This window comes from Streptomyces sp. NPDC093568, assembly GCF_044764945.1.
Classification (GTDB): domain Bacteria; phylum Actinomycetota; class Actinomycetes; order Streptomycetales; family Streptomycetaceae; genus Streptomyces.
Map to the genome: position 1 here is coordinate 501280 of NZ_JBIWJD010000002.1, position 13524 is coordinate 514803.

Sequence of the window (13524 nt, forward strand, 5' to 3'; positions counted from 1 at the left end):
ACAGAACGCGGGAACCTCCCCGCCCTGAACGGCGGTTGCGCATCAAGCGTAGGCACGCTCAGGTGGGGGCGCTCGTCGAGCGGGGCTGCGTCGTCGGGATCCTCGAGGTGAAGAACAGGGCCAGGGCGCAGGCGAACGCGAGGATCGCGAGGGCCGCCCGCAGACCGTCCAGCCGGGCGTCGGCGTTCGCATCGAGCGCGGCCTGGGTCACCTCCTCGTCGACACCCGCCTCGTCGAGTGCGGACCTGAGCTGCGCGTCCGACAGGAAGGTCACACCGTTCTCGATCTCGACGGCGGCCTGGCTCTTGACCTCGGCCGAGATCGCCGGATTCGCCTCGAAGGTGGTCAGGAAGGACGACGCGAGCGCGGCGATGAGGATCGACCCGGCGAGTGCCGTACCCATCGAGGAGCCGAGATTCGTGACGGCGTTCTGGATGCCGCCGACCTCCGCGCTCTGCTCGTCCGGCACCGCCGAGACGGTCACGGCCCCGAGCTGGGACGCCAGCGCGCCCGTACCCAGCCCGATCAGCAGGAAGGGCACGGTCACGATCTCCGCCCCGGCACCCTCGTCCAGCGCCGCCATCAGCACCACCGCGCCGACGAGCAGCGCGAGGATCCCGAGCCGGACCACGCGCCTCGGCGAGACGTCCGGGAAGAAACGGGGGATCAGCGTCGCCCCCGCCAGCAGGGTCAAGGAGAGCGGCAGAAGGCGGGCACCGGTCTCGAGCGCGGACAGCCCCAGAGCGATCGACAGATACAGCGGTACGACGAAGAAGACGCCCATCAGGACCAGGTACTGGAAGAAGAACATGGTCAGGCCACCGGTGAGCTGCCTGCTGTGCAGCAGGGCGGGGTCGACGAGCGGGTCCTTGTGCCGCTCCACGAGGCGGGCCTCCCAGCGCAGGAAGAGCCAGATCAGCAGGACTCCCGCCAGCATCAGCCACACGACCGGCGAGATCCCGAGCCACGACGGCGCATCGGGCTTCGGCCGGAACCAGCCCCACTCGCCCGAGCGGAGCACGCCGTAGACGAAGGTCCCGAGCCCGAGCGCGCACAACGCGGACCCGACGAGATCGATGTGCGCACGCTCGCGCCCCACGACGTCGGAGATGTGGCGGGCGAACACCAGAATGCCGAGAACCACCACCACCTCACCGGCGAACACCCAGCGCCAGGACAGATACGTGGTGGCGAACCCCCCGATGAGCGGCCCCAGGGCGATCGCCACGGCACCGGCGGCCGCGACGAGCCCGTAAGCGGCGGGCCGCCGCTCGGCCGGGAAGTTCCCGGCCACCAGCGCCACGATCGCGGGCAGGATGAGCGCCGCCCCGATGCCTTCCAGGAAGGACCAGCCGAACAGAAGAACCGGCAGATTCGGCGCGAGCGCGGTGGTGAGCGACCCGCAACCATAGATACAGCAGCCGATCATGAACGCCCGCCGACGCCCGACAAGCGCCCCGACCTTGCCGCCCGGGATCATGAACATCGCCATCACCAGGGTGTACGCCGTGATGGCCCCCTGGATGCCGGTCACCGTCGTCCCCACGTCCTCGGCCACCGTCGCGATGGAGACGTTCATGACGGAACTGTCGAGCGCCATCAGAAACTGACCGGCCGCGAGCGTCCACAACACGAACCGCGCCTTCGAAGCGCCTTCGGAAGAACGGGTGCCTGTCCTGGGCGTCATACGCGAAGCATTGCCGCCCCCTTGGCCCAGATCCTTGAGCCACCACGGAGTTCAGCCGCTTGGCGCACGCGAAGCCCCGGCCCCGCGAGGGGGCCGGGGCACGGGTGGATCAGGCCACCCGATGCGGCAGAACCCGTGCCTAGGGGCAGCTGATCCGGGTGTCGCCCGAGTCCGTCGTGCAGGTGTCCGTGCCGGAGCCGCCGTTGGCGATGTCGTTGCCGGATACGTTGTCGACGGTGCTGAGGTTGTCGTTGTCGGCGTTGCCGATCAGGTTGTCGTCGCCAGGGCCCCCGTTGAGGGTGTCGTTTCCGTAGCTGCCGTCGAGGCGATCGTTGCCGTAACCGCCGTAGACGGTGTCACCGCCGAAGCCGGCGTTGACGGTGTCGTCCCCTCCGAGAGCGCAGATCACGTCGGGGCCGAACGTGCCGTTGAGGGTGTCGTTGCCGCTGGTTCCGACGCGGGTACATCCACGTGCGTTGTTCACCGTGGTGGTCGCCGTGGCGGTGTTGTTGCCCGAGTCCGGGTCCGTTTGTGTGGCGCCGACCGTGGCCCGGTCGGAGAGGGTGCCGGTGGCCCGCGGCTCGGCCGCGATCTGCACCGTGGCGCTGGCTCCGGGGGCGAGGGTTCCCAGGGAACAACTCGCGGTGGTGGCCGTGCGGGTGCAGGTGCCCGTGCTGGGGGTCGCCGAGACGATCGAGGCGGCGGGGCCGCTGAGCGTGTCGGACAGGGAGACGCCGGTGGCGGAGGTCGTGGTGCTGTTGTTGGTCACGGTCACGCTGTACGTGGGCCGGTCGCCGATGCTGACGGTGGTGGGACCGGTCTTCCTGACCGACAGGTCCACGCCGGGCGGTGGCGGAGGTGTGGCGGTCACCTGGTACCGGACCAGGCCGCGGTCGTCGCCGGCGTTGCCGGAGGCGAGGATCTTTCCGTCGGGCTGCAGCGCAACCGCGCTGGCTGTGTCGAAGCCGTTGGAGAGATCGGTGTTCACCTTGCCGCCGATTCCGAAGCCGCCGTCCAGGTTGCCGTCGAGGGTGTACCGGGCCACCGCGAAATCGGCGTGGCTGATGCCGGCAGCGACGATCTTCCCGTCGGACTGCAACGCCAGGTCGGAGCCCCTGTCCAGGGTTCCGCTCCCGAAGTCGGTGGTGACTTTGCCGTCGCCGCTGAAGCCGCTGTCGAGAGTGCCGGTGGGGTGGTACCGGGCCAGGGCGAAGTCGAAGTCACTGAATCCTGAGACGACGATCTTTCCGTCGGGCTGCAACGCCACCCCACCGACGACGTCGGCATCGGCGAAGGCGGTGGTCACCCTGCCATCGGTGTCGAAGCCGGTGTCGAGGCTGCCGTCGCCGTTGTAGCGCGCGAGCGCGAAATCGGAGGCGTTGGCCGGATAGTTGTACCCCGCGCGACCGGCAGCGACGATCTTCCCGTCCGACTGCAACGCCACGTCGAAGGCGGTGGCCGCGCCGCCCGCAAAGGCGGTGGTGACCCTGCCGTCACCGTCGAAGCCGCTGTCGAGGCTGCCGTCGCCGTTGTAACGGGCCAGCGCGAAATTGGCGCCGCTACTGCCGACGGCGACAATCCCGCCGTTGGCCTGCACTTGTACGGAGAACGCCTCGGCCGGTCCACCCGTTCCGAATTCCGTGACCACCGTACCGCCGGTCCCGAAACCGGTGTCCAGGGTCCCATCGGCGTTGTAGCGGACCACCGTGAACTCGGGGATCAGGGTCTCGGGGTCCGAGGTGCGGCCGACCACGACGATCTTGCCGTCGGCCTGCACCGCCACCCCGTTGGCGTAGTCCTCACTGCCGCGAACGTCGGTGATCACCCTGCCGCCGGTCCCGAATCCGGGGTCCGGACTCCCGTTTGAGTTGTAGCGGGCGAGGGCGAAGTCGACCTCTCCGCTTTCGTAGGGCTGGAGGAGACCCACAGTGACGATCTTGCCGTCGGGCTGCAGCGCCATGCCGCGGCTCTCGTCGTAGCCGCCGAAGTCGGTGACGACTCTGCCGTCACCGTCGAAGCTCGGATCGAGGTCGCCCGGTGCGGCGAGCGCGGCTCCGGGCACGGTCAGCACGAGCGCCAGGCCGGTGGCCACCGCGATGCCGGTTCGCCCCAGTGCTCTTCGCAGACCAGAGGTAAATGTGTACATACGGGCTTGCTTCCTGCCCCTCGTTGCCGCGCAGCGGATCGCCGCGTCCAGTGACAGCCCAAAGCCTGTGGGAACCGTTGCGGCAAGATCCTTACGGCAAGCTGAGCTGGGCTTACTGGACGCCGAGATCCACCCCCACGGGTGAGGGTGGCGCAGAGGGCTCGGAGCGCGCGCCGGTGCCGTCCCAGGCGAAGTCGACACGATCCACGGCAAGGACCTCACCTGTGATCCTCCGCCCGACCACGGCAACGTCGTCGTGGCGCCTCCGCCAGGAACCGTCCAGCGTCCCCACCGACCCGAGCGGGTGGGCGGGGAAGCCGTCCAGGGTCACGGACATCTCAGACCTGGAAACCGCGGTGACCGTCCCATGGCAGAGGTCACCGACGCAGATCGCCGCCAGAAACCTTCGGCCGTCCTCTCCAGCCGACGCATCCCCCATGCGCCAAAGGCTCCCACGCAGAGATCGCTAACCCCACTCCGCCTCGTCCGCCTCGGACATCCGACCGAGTGCCTCGCCTACCTCAGTGCGAATGACCACTCGGCGCCGGCGCCGCGTTCTTCACCGTGAGCGGCAGCAGCTTCTTCCCGGTCGGGCCGATCTGGATGTGCGTGTCCATCTGCGGGCACACCCCGCAGTCGAAGCACGGCGTCCACCGGCAGTCCTCGACCTCGGTCTCGTCGAGGGCGTCCTGCCAGTCCTCCCAGAGCCAGTCCTTGTCGAGGCCGGAGTCGAGGTGGTCCCAGGGGAGGACCTCCTCGTAGGTGCGCTCGCGGGTGGTGTACCAGTCGACGTCCACGCCGAACGGCTCCAGCGCCTTGTCCGCGCAGCTCATCCAGCGGTCGTACGAGAAGTGCTCGCGCCAGCCGTCGAAGCGGCCGCCGTCGTCGTAGACCGCGCGGATGACGGCGCCGATGCGGCGGTCGCCGCGGGAGAGCAGGCCCTCGACGATGCCGGGCTTGCCGTCGTGGTAGCGGAAGCCGATCGAGCGGCCGTACTTCTTGTCGCCGCGGATCTTGTCCCTCAGCTTCTCCAGGCGCGCGTCCGTCTCCTCCGCCGAGAGCTGCGGGGCCCACTGGAAGGGCGTGTGGGGCTTGGGGACGAAGCCGCCGATCGAGACCGTGCAGCGGATGTCGTTCGAGCGCGAGACCTCGCGGCCCTTGGCGATCACGTTCATCGCCATGTCGGCGATCTGCAGGACGTCCTCGTCCGTCTCCGTGGGCAGGCCGCACATGAAGTACAGCTTCACCTGGCGCCAGCCGTTGCCGTACGCCGTCGCCACCGTCCGGATGAGGTCTTCCTCGGACACCATCTTGTTGATGACCTTGCGCATGCGCTCGCTGCCGCCCTCGGGGGCGAAGGTCAGGCCGGAGCGGCGGCCGTTGCGCGTGAGCTCGTTCGCGAGGTCGACGTTGAAGGCGTCCACACGGGTGGACGGGAGCGAGAGGCCGATCTTGTCTTCCTCGTAGCGGTCGGCCAGGCCCTTCGCGATGTCGCCGATCTCGCTGTGGTCCGCCGAGGAGAGGGACAGCAGGCCGACCTCCTCGAAGCCCGTCGCCTTCAGGCCCTTCTCCACCATGTCGCCGATGCCCGTGATGGAACGCTCACGGACCGGGCGGGTGATCATGCCGGCCTGGCAGAAGCGGCAGCCGCGGGTGCAGCCGCGGAAGATCTCGACCGACATCCGCTCGTGGACCGTCTCGGCCAGCGGGACCAGGGGCTGCTTGGGGTAGGGCCACTCGTCGAGGTCCATCACCGTGTGCTTCGACACACGCCACGGGACACCGCTCTTGTTCGGTACGACGCGGGCGATCCGGCCGTCCGGGAGGTACTCGACGTCGTAGAACGCCGGGATGTACACCGAGCCCGTCTTCGCGAGGCGGAAGAGGACCTCTTCGCGGCCGCCGGGGCAGCCCTCCGCCTTCCACGCGCGGATGATCGCCGTCATGTCCAGCACGGCCTGCTCGCCGTCGCCGATGATCGCCGCGTCGATGAAGTCCGCGATCGGCTCGGGGTTGAAGGCGGCGTGGCCGCCGGCCAGGACGATCGGGTCGTCGATCGTGCGGTCCTTGGACTCCAGGGGGATGCCCGCGAGGTCCAGGGCCGTGAGCATGTTGGTGTAGCCCAGCTCGGTGGAGAAGCTGAGCCCGAACACGTCAAAGGCGCGCACCGGCCGGTGGCTGTCCACCGTGAACTGCGGGACGGCGTGCTCCCGCATCAGCGCCTCCAGGTCCGGCCACACGCTGTACGTGCGCTCGGCGAGGACCCCCTCCTGCTCGTTCAGTACCTCGTAGAGGATCATGACGCCCTGGTTGGGCAGCCCGACCTCGTAGGCGTCCGGGTACATGAGCGCCCAGCGGACGTCGCAGGACTCCCACGGCTTGACCGTGGAGTTGAGTTCTCCGCCGACGTACTGGATCGGCTTCTGCACGTGCGGGAGCAGAGCTTCGAGCTGCGGGAACACGGACTCGGCGACCGCAGCGGCTTCGGCAGGCATCTCGCGAACCTTCGTGAGCTGGACTGAACTGACAGGGGTGACCATCTAGCCTAACGCGACCGCGGACACCCCTTGTCCGTCCGAAAGCCCAGACCGTCCGTCGGAACGCTCAGACCGTTCCTTCCGAAGGCTCAGATGACGGCCGTCGCGTCCTTGATCCCGTCCCAGAACCCGGGCAGCTCGGCCTCCACGGCCGCCGCGCGCCGCTCCTCACGCCCGTACAGCAGCCCGTACGTGAAGGCGCTCTCCCCGGCCGCGTGGGCGACCGCGGACAGCTCGCGCAGGGTCTGGCGGGACATGACGCTGTCCTGGTGCTCGCCGAGCAGGTTCTGCAGGGCCTTCATCGTCTTGACCAGGTCCTTGGCCGGCTTGCCGAGCACCGGGACCGCCGCCTCCGCCGCGTAGCGGGTGCGCTTGGTCTTCTTGCGGGCCTCGTGGATGGCCACGTCCCGGTCGGTGCCGGGGTCCAGCTCCACCGCCTGCTCGACCAGCGCGGAGACCTTGGCGAAGTCCTTCTTCACGGCCTTGGGGATCACCTTCTCGGGCTTCTTCCCGGCCGCCTCCCTCAGCGGCGGTTCGGCGAGCAGCGCGTCCAGGGCTTCGAGCAGCGCCAGATAGCGGCCGGAGTCCAGGACCCCGATCAGCCGGGCGCTCGCCCCGCCCGGCGCGTCGCCCGCCCAGTGGCTGATCCGCTCGGCGACCGGGCCGGAGACCAGCGGCCTGGGCACCTCCTCGAGCGCCGCGCTCAGGCGTTCGTTGAGCACCTCGCGGTCGCGGTCCACGCCCAGCTCGCCGGCGAGCCACTTCAGCTCGTCGCCGATCGGGTCGGTGACCGCCCGGTCCAGGACCTTGCCGAAGGACTTGAAGGTGCTGCGCATCCTGCGGGTCGCGACGCGCATGCTGTGGACGGAGTCCTCGGCGTCCTGGCGCACGGCGGGGTCGAGCTCGACGATCGCGTCCCGCTGGGCCCGGACGTAGGCGAGCACATGGTCGCCGGCCGTCACGAGCTCCTCGTCGGGCCCGGGGGCGAGCTTCTTGGGAGCGGTCTCGGCCATCGCCCGCGCGAGCTTCGACGCCGATTTCGACGGCCGTACTCCCGCCTTGCGCAGCCGCTTGTCCACCTTGTCGAGGAAGACCGGGTCGACGCCGTCGGCCAACTCCACCTCGATCTCGGTCCATTGGGCTTCGCCGCTCCCGCCGGCGAGCCGCTCGGCGTGTACGGCGTCCACGCTGACCTCGGCCAGCAGCCGCCCGTCGGCGTCCATGAGGTGGCGCACGTCCCGGTCGGAGCGCAGCCTGACCACCGGCACCAGCTCGGCGTCCCGGACCCGGGAACGGACGAGCCCGGCGAGCGCGCCGGGCAGGTCGTCGGAGAGCGGGGCCTGGATCTCGTCCCGCACCCCTTGGGCGACGGGGAACTTCAGATGCCAGCCCGCGTCGGAGCCGCCCGTTCTGCGGCGCAGCGTGACCGAGGACGCGGCGAGGCGCTCGTCCGCCGTGTCGTAGTAGGTGGCGTCCAGTTGCGCGACACCCTTGTCGACGACGGCAGCCACCCCGGCGACGCCGGTCAGATCGGGCAGGCCGCTGTCGTCGGACTCATACTTCCGCTCGATTTCGCGCTTCGTGTCCGCCATGAACCGAATCTAAACGGAGGGACGACGCGATGACAGGGCTTACCAGCCATGAACCGCAGGCAAACGGACGATGACAGGCAGGTCCCCCCTCCCGCCGGGGCCCGCCCGGTCCCGCCCGGTCCCGCCCGGTCCTGCCCGGTGTTCACGCCGACATCGGACGCTGCACCCGGATCGACTGCAACAACCCGACCGCCACCCACACCGCGAACATCGACGATCCGCCGTACGAGACGAACGGCAGCGGCAGACCCGTCACCGGCATGATCCCCAGCGTCATCCCGACGTTCTCGAAGGACTGGAAGGCGAGCCAGGCCACGATCCCCGCCGCGACGATCGTCCCGTACAGCTCGGTCGTCTCGCGGGCGATCCGGCACGCCCTCCACAGGATCACGCCGAGCAGCAGGATGATCAGCCCGCCGCCGAGGAAGCCCAGTTCCTCCCCCGCCACCGTGAAGACGAAGTCGGTCTGCTGCTCCGGCACGAACTGGCCGGTGGTCTGCGAGCCCTGGAACAGCCCCGAGCCGGTCAGCCCGCCCGAACCGATCGCGATGCGCGCCTGGTTGGTGTTGTAGCCGACGCCCGCCGGGTCGAGCTCGGGGTTGGCGAAGGCCGCGAAGCGGGCGATCTGGTAGTCGTCCAGGACACCCAGCTGCCACACCGCGATCGCGCCCGTCGTCCCCGCCCCGATCAGCCCGAAGACCCAGCGGTTGGAGGCACCGGAGGCGAGCAGCACGCCCAGCACGATCACCACCATGACCATGACCGATCCGAGGTCGGGCATGAGCAGCACGATCAGCATCGGCACGGTGGCCAGACCCAGCGCCTGCACCACCGTGCGATGGTCCGGGTACTGCTTGTCGCCCGCGTCCACTCTCGCCGCCAGCAGCATCGCCATGCCCAGGATGATCGTGACCTTCACGAACTCCGAGGGCTGCAGCGAGAAACCGCCGGGCAGCTTGATCCAGGAGTGGGCGCCGTTGATGGTGGAGCCCAGCGGCGTGAGCACCAGCAGGATGAGGAACACCGAGACGCCGTAGAGGATCGGAACGGCGGTGCGCAGGGTGCGGTGGCCCAGCCACACGGTCCCTATCATCAGCGCCAGACCGATGCCGGTGTTCAGTACGTGCCGGATCAGGAAGTAGTACTGGTCGCCCTGGTTCAGCTCGGTGCGGTTTCGGGTCGCCGAGAAGACCAGGAGCGCGCCCAGCATGGACAGGGCGATCGCCGACAGCAGTATCGTCCAGTCGAGCCGCCGGGCGAGCGAGTCACGGGCGAACAGACGGGTCCAGCCCGCCCGCTCCGGCCCGTACCCGGAGACCTGGAAACCGTTCGCGCCGGTCATGTGAGCATCCTCCGGCTTCCCCGTCCCTGGCCCCGGCGTCGCCTGCGACGCGTGTCACGGTTCTCCGCCGTCGGCGTCGCCACCGTGCCGGCGAGCTGCTGCTCGTCGGGGGCCTTCTCGCCCTCCTGGGTTTTCCGCTGCTCCTTCGCGGGGTCCTTGGAGACCTTCGGCGAGGTGATGGTGCCGTCCGTGCGGACCTTCGGCAGGCTCTTCTGCGGCGTGGCCAGCAGCGCGTTCTTCTTGTTGATCGTGCCGTCGTCGGAGACGCCGTACAGCGCGTCGTAGATGTTGCGCACGGCCGGACCCGAGGCACCGGAGCCCGTACCACCCTGGGAGATGGTCATGACGACCGCGTAGTCCTTGGTGTAGGTCGCGAACCACGAGGTGGTCTGCTTGCCGTAGACCTCGGCCGTACCCGTCTTGGCGTGCATCGGGATCTTGTCCTGCGGCCAGCCGACGTCGGCGAACCGCCAGGCGGCGGTGCCGCGGGTGGCGACGCCGGCGAGGGCGTCGTCCATCTCGGCCAGCGTCTTGCGGCTTATCGGCAGCTTGCCGTGCGACTTGGGCTTGATCTCCTGGACCGCCTTGCCGTCGGCGCTGACGATGGCCTTGCCGACGGTGGGGTCGTAGAGGGTGCCGCCGTTGGAGATGGCCCCGTAGATGGTGGCCATCTGGATCGGGGTGACGAGGGTGTCGCCCTGTCCGATGGAGTAGTTGACGGAGTCACCGGCGCGCAAGCGGTTGCCTTCGAGGCAGTTCTCGTAGGCGATCTTCTCGGCGTACGAGCCGTCCTTCTTGCCGTACTTGCACCAGGCGTCCTTGTTGGCCTTCCAGTAGTCCTGCTTCCACTGGCGGTCGGGGACGCGGCCGGTGACCTCGTTGGGCAGGTCGATGCCGGTCTCCGCGCCGAGGCCGAACTGGTGGGCCGTCTTGTAGAACCAGTCGTTGGGGTGCTTCTTCGGCTTGGTGCCGCCGTCCCGCTTCCACTCCTCGTGGCTGAGCCGGTAGAAGACGGTGTCGCAGGAGACCTCCAGGGCCCGGCCGAGGCTGATCCCGCCGTACCCCTTGGACTCGAAGTTCTTGAAGACCTGGCCGCCGATGGAGTACGAGCTGGAGCATTCGTAGGGGCCGTCGAAGGAGTAGCCGGCGTTGACGGCGGCGGCCGTCGGGACGACCTTGAAGATCGAGCCGGGTGCCGACTGGCCCTGGATGGCCCGGTTGAGCAGCGGGTAGTTGGAGTCCTTGCCCGTCAGCGTCTTGTAGTCCTTGGCGGAGATGCCGCCGACCCAGGCGTTCGGGTCGTAGGTCGGGTTGGACGCCATGGCGACGATGCGGCCGGTCTTGGCCTCCATCACGACGACCGCGCCCGAGTCGGCCTTGTACCGCTCGTTGGTGTTGCGGTCCCACTCCTGGCGGGCCTTCTTCATGGCGTCGTTCAGCTCGTACTCGGCGACCCGCTGGACGCGGGCGTCGATGCTGGTGACCAGGTTGGAGCCGGGCTGGGCCGCGTCGGCCTGGGCCTGGCCGATGACCCGGCCGAGGTTGTCGACCTCGTAGCGGGTGACGCCGGCCTTGCCGCGCAGCTCCTTGTCGTACTCCCGCTCCAGGCCCGAGCGGCCCACCTGGTCCGAGCGCAGGTAGGGCGAGTCGGTGTTCTGCGCCTTCTGGAGCTCCTCGTCGGTGACCGGGGAGAGGTAGCCGAGGACCTGGGCGGTGTTGGACCCGCCGGGGGCGGGGTAGCGGCGGACGGCCTGGGGCTCGGCGGTGATGCCGGGGAAGTCCTCGGCGCGCTCGCGGATCTGCAGGGCCTGCTTGGCGGTGGCCTCGTCGGTGATGGGGATCGGCTGGTACGGCGAGCCGTTCCAGCAGGGCTGGGGCGTCTTCGCGTCGCACAGCCGGACCTTTTCCCTGACCTCCTGAGGCTTCATGCCCAGCACGCCGGCCAGCTTGGTCAGGACCGCCTCGCCGTCGTCCGGCATCTTCAGCAGGTCCGTGCGGGAGGCGGAGACCACCAGCCGAGTCTCGTTGTCGGCGAGGGGCACGCCGCGGGCGTCGAGGATCGAACCGCGTACGGCCGGCTGGACGACCTGCTGCACGTGGTTGCCGGACGCCTCCTTGGCGTAGGCGTCGCCCTCACGGATCTGGAGGTACCACAGGCGCCCGCCGAGGGTGCCGAGGAGGGAGAGGACGAGGATCTGGATGACGATGAGCCGGATCTGGACGCGTGGCGTCCGACCGGTCTCCGGGATGTTGGTCACTGCGCTGCCTCCCCTCTCAGTGCGAGTACCTGTGCGGATACGACTGTGTGCGTTCGAGTGGTGAACGACCGGCCCTCACGGCCCGGTTCCTCCTGGCCTCACTCGTCCGGGTGAACTCCCCTGCCCTCACAGCCGCTTGACCCCCTTGATGCGCCCGGCTCGCGCCGTGCGCGCCGTGCGCGCCTTGACCTTCAGGCCGCCCAGGCCGCCGCGCTGGCCGCCGATGCGCAGACCGGTGCCGCCGGAGAGCCAGCCGGAGGAGATGTCGGGTTTCTTGGCCTGGGAGTTGGTGTCGGCCAGCGGGTCGTTCTCGGCGCGCCGGGCCAGGGCCATGACACCGGGGACGACGAACGGCGCGAGCAGCAGGTCGTACAGCGTGGCCGTGAACAGCAGACTGCCGAGGCCGACATGGCGGGCCGCGGTGTCCCCGACGAGGGCGCCCACACTCGCGTAGAGCATGGTCGAGCCGATCGCCGCGACGGCCACGACGACCATCGGCCCGGTGGCCGACTTCAGCCGGCCGTTGTCCGGCTTGATGAGCCCGGCGAGGTAGCCGATGACGCACAGCACCAGGGCGTAGCGGCCGGCCGCGTGGTCGGCGGGCGGGGCGAGGTCGGCGAGCAGACCGGCGCCGAAGCCGATGAGGGCGCCGCCGACATGGCCGTAGACCATCGCGAGGCCCAGGACGGTGAGCAGCAGCAGGTCGGGGACGGCGCCCGGGAGGTGGAGCCGGGACAGGACGCTCACCTGGAGCACCAGGGCGACGACGATCAGCGAGGAGGAGAGCAGGATTCGGTTGACGCGCATGGGGCTTCAGCTCCTACTGCTCTTGCTCGTACTCGTACTGGGTCTGGCCGTCGCTCGGGGGCGGATCCTCGCCGTCGACGCGGGGCTGCTGGTACTGACCGTCGGCCTGTGGCTGGTTCTCGCCGTCCGCCAGGGGCTGCTCCTGACCGTCGCCCGGCGTCTCGGCACCCGGCGTGACGGTGACCGTCACCGTCGGCCTCGGGGTCGGCCTGGGCTTGTCGGGGAGCACCGTGTCGCGCGGGTCCTTGGTGGGGGCCTGGACGACGACGCCGACGATGTCGAGCTTGGAGAAGGCGACGTACGGCGTGACGTACAGGGTGCGGGTCAGGTCGCCGCCGGAGGGGTCGACCCGGGAGACGACGCCGACGGGGACGCCGGGCACGAAGGGCTTGTCGGCCTGCGAGCCGAAGGTGACGAGCCGGTCGCCCTTCTTCACCTCGGCCTTGCCGTTGAGGAGTTCGACGCGCAGCGGGCGGTCGCCCTGGCCGGAGGCGAAGCCGAGCTCGTCGGTGGACTCCATGCGGGTGCCGACGGTGAAGTCGGGGTCGCTGGCCAGCAGCACGGTCGCGGTGTTGGGGCCGACGGTGGTGACCCGCCCGACCAGGCCGTCGCCGTTCAGGACGGTCATGTCGCGCTGGATGCCGTCGTTCTCACCGACGTCGATGGTGATGGTCCATGAGAATCCCTGGGCCGCTCCTATCGCGATGACCTCGGCGCCCTTGATGCCGTACTGGCCCTCGCCCGCGACCTTGAGCATCTTGTCCAGCTGCTTGAGCCGGCTGCGGTCGCGGTCCTCGCTGCCCAGCTTCGCCTTGAGAGCGGCGTTCTCCTGCTCCAGCCGGGCGAGCCGGTCGTGGCGCTCGCCGGAGTCACGGATCGCCGCGACCGCGTTGCCGACCGGGTTCACCGCGGCCGACACACCGTCCTCGATCGGGCCGAAGACCGTGGCAGCGGCCTGGCGGGCACCGTCGACCGGGGAGTCCTCACCACCGCGGATGTCCACCGTGATCAACGCGAACGCGATGGCGATCAGCAGCACCAGGAGCAGCCGGCTCTCTCGTGTGTCCCTCACGTGCGGCGGCCGTGCCCTTCCTCATTGGAATGTGCAGAGGTTCTTGTGTTCAGGTGTGCAGAGGCTTATGGGGGAGCTTATGC

Annotated in this window: 8 protein-coding genes; all 8 read right to left on the minus strand. The window is 69.5% G+C overall.

From position 1 onward, the window contains the following. Positions 1-58 precede the first annotated feature (58 nt). The 8 genes from ACIRD7_RS11755 to mreC all read right to left on the minus strand — a co-directional run bounded on the left by ACIRD7_RS11755 (position 59) and on the right by mreC (position 13441). Positions 59-1687, minus strand: coding sequence for an MFS transporter (locus ACIRD7_RS11755; RefSeq protein ID WP_403452512.1), 1629 nt, complete (start codon positions 1685-1687; stop codon positions 59-61). A gap of 139 nt (positions 1688-1826) precedes the next feature. Next, positions 1827-3779 carry a calcium-binding protein gene (locus ACIRD7_RS11760; RefSeq protein ID WP_403452514.1) on the minus strand — a complete coding sequence of 651 codons (1953 nt, stop codon included), beginning with the start codon at positions 3777-3779 and terminating at the stop codon, positions 1827-1829. 575 nt (positions 3780-4354) lie between these two features. Then, on the minus strand, positions 4355-6328 hold the full coding sequence (locus ACIRD7_RS11765; RefSeq protein ID WP_403452516.1) for a TIGR03960 family B12-binding radical SAM protein: 1974 nt from the start codon (positions 6326-6328) through the stop codon (positions 4355-4357). Positions 6329-6459: 131 nt separating this feature from the next. Further along, positions 6460-7962 carry a CHAD domain-containing protein gene (locus ACIRD7_RS11770; protein WP_403452518.1) on the minus strand — a complete coding sequence of 501 codons (1503 nt, stop codon included), beginning with the start codon at positions 7960-7962 and terminating at the stop codon, positions 6460-6462. Between the two features lie 142 nt (positions 7963-8104). Then, positions 8105-9304, minus strand: a complete 1200-nt coding sequence (gene rodA, locus ACIRD7_RS11775) for a rod shape-determining protein RodA (RefSeq protein WP_403452520.1) — start codon at positions 9302-9304, stop codon at positions 8105-8107. Continuing rightward, complete coding sequence (gene mrdA / locus ACIRD7_RS11780) at positions 9301-11562, minus strand: penicillin-binding protein 2 (RefSeq protein WP_403452522.1); 2262 nt, start codon at positions 11560-11562, stop codon at positions 9301-9303. The genes rodA and mrdA overlap by 4 nt, the downstream gene beginning before the upstream one ends. A 126-nt stretch (positions 11563-11688) precedes the next feature. Continuing rightward, on the minus strand, positions 11689-12369 hold the full coding sequence (mreD, locus tag ACIRD7_RS11785; protein WP_403452524.1) for a rod shape-determining protein MreD: 681 nt from the start codon (positions 12367-12369) through the stop codon (positions 11689-11691). A gap of 13 nt (positions 12370-12382) precedes the next feature. Beyond that, on the minus strand, positions 12383-13441 hold the full coding sequence (gene mreC, locus ACIRD7_RS11790; RefSeq protein ID WP_403452526.1) for a rod shape-determining protein MreC: 1059 nt from the start codon (positions 13439-13441) through the stop codon (positions 12383-12385). Between the last annotated feature and the right edge of the window lie 83 nt (positions 13442-13524).